Raw genomic sequence first — 4,651 nt, forward strand, 5'->3', positions numbered from 1 at the left:
TCGCATCTGTGGCGTCCACGATCGCGTCCATCTGGGCGCGCAGGAGCTTGCCAAGGCGCGAGGACGGATCAATGGTGGCCGGATCCGTTCCGGTGGTCTTCTTGAATATTTCGATCGCCTGCTCCAGCACCACGTGACCGGTCAAACCTTTGTCACCGATGTTGGGGTCATTGATCCGCTCCTGATTGCTCGAGATCACCTGGCGCGCTGCACGCAGCATATCCGCCAGGTTCCTGGCAATAACGGCGTCCTCGTCGGTACCGGCGCGTAGGGGCGTGCAGACGGCAAACATGCCGATCAGGGACAGGGCAAGCACCAGCCGACCCAAGAAAAAGGTCCAATTATCACATTGGCGCATGTAAGTGCCTCTCGCGAACAGCAACGTTAAACAGCATTGGCCCGGGATAATACAACCGCTGACCGAGGACGCAATCGACCTTCTTGCTTGCGTGGCGCTCCTTCGCGAGGGACGAGTCTCTGTCCTGCTTTGTGGAAATGGAGCGACACTGACTTGTCGTCGTTACGAGGGCTGATTGGCAGCAAAGGCAACCAGACTGACCCATTAAGCGTCGTACTCCTACTCCCCTACAGCGTCCCTGCCGCGACCGAGCGCGAACTGTCCAACCGGACCCTCTACGTGGAATTCAATTCCGGTCAGGGTGGCGAATAAATCGATGTTGTTGGTTCCGATCGCACAGCCACCCAGCCCCATATCCGTCGCCATCAAGTACATAGTCTGGATGACTGCGCCTACATCCTTCAATATCAGCGAGTAAGCGATCGAGCTGTATTTCCAGGACACTCGTGCAAAGCGGGCGGCGACCGTGATCAGGATCTGCGGCGGGCCGGCCGCGTCCATCGCGAACTCAGCTGCCGCAAACAGTCCTTCGAGTTCCTGCTGGCGCGTAGCGATCGGCACCAACACATGCCGGTCGGCATCATAGTGATAGAATCCGGATTCGAGCCCTTCGCAATTGGCGACGGCGAGATATAGCTCGAGTTCGTACGCGCTGCCTCCCGATGGGTACGGCCGGGCGGCGTACGCGACCTCAGGAGCATCGTTGGTAAGGTCCAGGTTGGTCGTCCATTTTCTGCGCACGCGCGCGCTGGCATCGAGAAACCGTGCAAGCTCGCCCAGTGTGATCGGCCGCTGGGCATCAAAATCACGCGTCGAGTGACGCTCATCCAAAATCCTGGCGAGCGGCGAAATCGTTTCCGAGGGCGTTGACGAGTGGGCGCGCAAATCGATCGTTTTCCCGGGCCAGCGCGGACGCACTGCGGGTGGAGGATGTATCACACCTGCATAGGAATAAAGCCCGCCCGACGGATTGGCGTGCCGGCCTTCGTTGCTGCGCGCGTGAAACGCAAGATCGTGAAAATCCCAAAGCGCGAGGTTCTCGTCACCTTCGCTCAATCGCAGTCTGTCGCCCTTGGCCACTTCAACCTTTAAAAGAATCTGGCAATCCACCAGCAAAGCGAGAAGCTCTAGTCCGGGAAAGCCGCGCTGTCCTTTCAATGCGCTGACCTTTTGAGGTGTGCACAGCGTGGCGAGGGCGGTTGCGATCCTGGTGTCGCAAATCCGGACCAATGCCCCGGCCAAGGGAGACTCCAAAATCATCTCATTGCCACGCCGCCGCAGGTAGGCGAACCGCGACAAAACGAGCGTTGCCGCAGCACTAAGCCTTGGAGTTCGCGGCCAATAACCGGCCATTTGCGGTTCAATGATCACGTCATCCGTTTTGCGCACACGGCCGAAGCGGTATTCCAGCAGGCCGCGTTGGGCCAATCGCCGCACCAATCGGCCGAGCTCCTGATCGGCGGCTCGTCTACTTGCTGCAAACGAGGCGAGTGGCAGACCTGAGCGAAGACTGTGAGCACGCTTGCGCGCCTCCTCACTGAAATTGCCCAAGGGGACGCCATGATCATCGAAACAGGCGAGGATATTTCCGTCAGCGCGAGTTTCGAGCGCGACGTGCTTGATTAGCCTAGCGGAAATTGTCGAGCGCGCGGTCGGGGAAGCTCGGCGTTTTCCGGGAGTCCGCAAGCCAGATCCTCAGGTGTGGGGTAGAAACGGTGTGAGTTCGCCCTCTGACAGAGGCCGCTCCAACAACCCCAGCCTCACTGGAACGTCGTAAAGACGGCCTGGCGCGAAGCGGCGATAGAAATGCCGAAGCCCCGGAACGATGACCCTGACGACCGGCACGCCGACGTCCGGCCGGGTCTGATTGAGGACCAGAAAATCGAGACCGGCTCGCCGGGCGATCTCGACACAAGCGTCGACTTGTTCGCGAGTGTTGCGATGCAGCCCGACCTTCTCGCCGGAGCGGACGTAGTTCGTCGGCTTCCCACTCGGGCTTAGAAAGGGGTATTCCTGCAGGTGCAGCGGAGTGGTGCCATCGAGGCTCGATTTCTCGCCCGTGCCGCCTCCCATGAGGCCAATGGACAGGAACTGGTTCAGCTCCGTCAAGGCACGCAGCAAAGCGATCCGGCTATCGAAGTGCGCCCCGGAGCCGAACTCGATGTTTTCCTGGCCGTTTTGCATCCAGTGCAGGATCGCAACGAATGACGGAATGCCGAGATCGTTAGTCACATCGAGCACCCATAGCCGGCGTCCGGAATCGGCAAGCTGACTCTGCAGATCGCGAATATAGGAGTCGTCGAATTGGCTTAGGTCCACTTCCGGCCGCCTCAAGCGGTTGTACCACCAGATGGCATATGAATCCCGTTCCACCAGTTCGAGAAATCCCTGGACGATTGCTTCTTCAAGCGTGTTGCCGGCGGCGCAACCGTTGGAATCCGCGTGGAAGGCGGCAGGGCCGCTATAAAAAAAATACAGAAGACTCGTCGGAACATATTTGAAGCCGCCGTCGCGCAGCGACCAGACCGGCGACCATTCGATTTTCGCGGATTGATCAAATGAGGGCGGGGCCATTTGTGTATGATCGGCCTCGTTCTCAGTCCGTTTGTCCGAGGGCGATTGCGATTGGGCTTCGCTGAATAGCAGGATGTCATTAGGGCGAATGGCTTCGCCCGGAGCGAAATCTGTGAAGCGACGCATCCTCCTGATCTCATCGCTCTGGAAAATTCCCGAATAGCGCTCGATAGCTTCCATCAACGCGCTGGCCTCACCCTGTTCGGCTGTACTGCCCTTGCCGAAACTGCCGCCGGTCAAGCCCGCCCTGAGTTGATCGACGTTCTGGGCCGGCGCTGAAAAGTTATGGGCCGCAAAGTAATTGGTATTCATGGGCAGATCGGCTTCGATCCGCTCGAGCCGGGTGACTACGCCCGTGAGGGGACTTACGTGCTTGCGAAAACGCGCGACCGTACTCCGAGACGGAACGGTTCGGTATCCACCGCTGGTCATGAACAGTTTGTCGCCGGCTCCAAGCTCAATCGGCTCTGGTGAACGGCGTGGGTCCAAGAGTTTCTTGCGGCCGCAAGTCGGGCATTGCGGGCGAGCGGTCACGAAATGCTTGGCAATCGCCGAGCCTAACAGGTCGAGGCTGACGATGTGATTGCGCAACTCGGTACGAAAACTGGTGGCAATTGCTTTGGCGATCTCAAGAGCTGCAAGCTGGACCGCGCTTTGTCCGACCGAGTTGTTCACGAGCGGAGACGCCGCGAGCGGACCTTTCGTTTCGCGGTCCAGAAAGCCCTTAACCTCCCGATTTCGTATCATGCGGTCGAACAGGCAAGTCCAACAGGCGCTTTCTCCGGGGATGAAGACTGGTCCCACCAGCGGAAATGCTCCCGACGGCTGAACGAGTAGCCAGCGCGATCGGTCCGATACACGTTGTCGATTCAACTCGCCCAAGCGCCGATCGAGATAATCACTCACCATGGTGACCGTCAGATCGGGAGCACGACTTACGACGCGAACGCCAAGCTCGCGGAGTGCGTTACCGAGTTCGGCTTCTCCCTGCACTCCGAGCGAATGGATGCGGACGCGGCAATTCCGCAAGTTTTGCTGGGCCATGTCGGGCGGCATTCCGAGGCTCGCCCAATATCCTGCGACGGCGCCAGCGGAGGAGGGGGAAGCTGGAGCTATGTAGCGGCGCTCGATCAGCCGATTGAACGCTTCCTCGATCTTGTCCGAGGGAAAACGACGTTGAAGGTCGCCAACAAGTTGTCGAACATTTCGTCCGCCCTGCGCTATCGCAGCGGCGAGAGCGCAATAAAGCTCGCCGTGAAGAAAGAACTTCCGGTCTTCGGAGTAGAGACATACGAGGTCGGGCGGTAATACATAGACTGTGAAATTCGGCGCAAAGCGCGGAATGTTGTTGTCGGCCATGCGCCCTGATGTGTTGGTCCTGCCCTTCATGGGATTAGCGCGTGCAAGTTACGCAGTGTACGGCCTCGCGCATACGCGAAGGAGTGGAATCTCCGGTTCGGGGATGATCCAAGGCCGCACACAATCGATCGCTCGGGCCTTATCGATGAGACCATGGCAGGCGCTTGCTGGCCAAACAGGACATGCATCGGCCGGGTCGATTTCATCGGACCCGGCCAGAATGAGCTTGTCATCAGTGTATTGAGAGATCGGTCCGCTCGACTAGCACCAGCGGCAAGCTCCCCACGAGAGACAGCAGCCCCCGCAGCCTCCTCCGCACCCGCAGCCCCTGCAACCTCTGCAGCCACGGCAACCTCTGCA

Annotated in this window: 2 protein-coding genes and 1 pseudogene; all 3 read right to left on the reverse strand. The window is 59.2% G+C overall.

The window, feature by feature from the left end; all coding sequences use genetic code 11:
* Positions 1–328: pseudogene (locus VJV58_RS18475) on the reverse strand (hypothetical protein); the annotation flags it as partial.
* Positions 329–577: 249 nt separating this feature from the next.
* On the reverse strand, positions 578–1,795 hold the full coding sequence (locus VJV58_RS18480) for a SagB family peptide dehydrogenase (RefSeq protein ID WP_324138811.1): 1,218 nt from the start codon (positions 1,793–1,795) through the stop codon (positions 578–580).
* Positions 1,796–2,053: 258 nt separating this feature from the next.
* Positions 2,054–4,291: a TOMM precursor leader peptide-binding protein gene (locus VJV58_RS18485; protein ID WP_324138812.1), complete on the reverse strand. Its 2,238-nt coding sequence runs from the start codon at positions 4,289–4,291 to the stop codon at positions 2,054–2,056.
* Positions 4,292–4,651 lie beyond the last annotated feature (360 nt).

The sequence above is a fragment of the Bradyrhizobium sp. genome (assembly GCF_035273305.1).
In the GTDB taxonomy this organism is placed as follows: domain Bacteria; phylum Pseudomonadota; class Alphaproteobacteria; order Rhizobiales; family Xanthobacteraceae; genus Bradyrhizobium.